Source organism: Streptomyces sp. CO7 (assembly GCF_053474865.1).
On record NZ_JBRIOU010000054.1, the window covers coordinates 1 to 755 of the forward strand.

The 755-nt window shown below is 76.0% G+C and carries 1 pseudogene; it reads right to left on the bottom strand.

The features are described from left to right. A pseudogene (locus tag ACOV8S_RS31040) lies at positions 1–448 on the bottom strand (hypothetical protein); the annotation flags it as partial. Between the last annotated feature and the right edge of the window lie 307 nt (positions 449–755).

The following is a 755-nucleotide window of genomic DNA, read 5'->3' on the forward strand; positions in this document are numbered from 1 at the left end:
CGAGAGCCTGCTGCCGGTCGGGGTGGTCCCGGTAGGCGCGGACGTACCGCTCGACGGCCTCCGTGGTGGCGGGCACCACCGTGGTGTCGTCCTGGAGGGCTCCGGTGCGGGTGAGGCGGTGGAGTCGCGCGCCGTGGCCGAGGGCCTCGGCGAGCTCCTCCTCGGTGAGGGTCCAGGCGCCCGGGCGGGCCGGACCGTACGCGGTGTCGTTGTGGTAGCCGTCGCGCACGACGGCGCGCCCGGAGGCGTCCCGCTCGAGCAGGAAGCTGTGGTCCATGTGCTCGTGGCCGTGGTACGGCACCCAGGGCAGGTGGTAGGCGTCGGCGACCACGTACAGCGTTCCGGGGCCGGGCGGCAGGGTGCCGGGCGGGAGGGTGTCCCGCTCCGTGACGGCCAGCCCGAGTGCCGCGGCGGTGTGCGCGACGTGGGGGTCCGTGGCGGCCTCCACGGTCGGCAGGCCGCCGGGTCCGCCGTCGCGGGGCGCGAACTCCAGTCGCGCTCCGAGGACCAGCGACGGGACACCGTGCTCGGCCAGGGCGTACCAGGCCAGGTTGACCTGGAGGCAGTCCAGGAGCTCGGCGCGCAGTTCCGCCGGCGGCGTGGTCGGTGCGAGGTCGGGAGCGGGGGCCGAGAGCCTGCTGCCGGTCGGGGTGGTCCCGGTAGGCGCGGACGTACCGCTCGACGGCCTCCGTGGTGGCGGGCACCACCGTGGTGTCGTCCTGGAGGGCTCCGGTGCGGGTGAGGCGGTGGAGTCG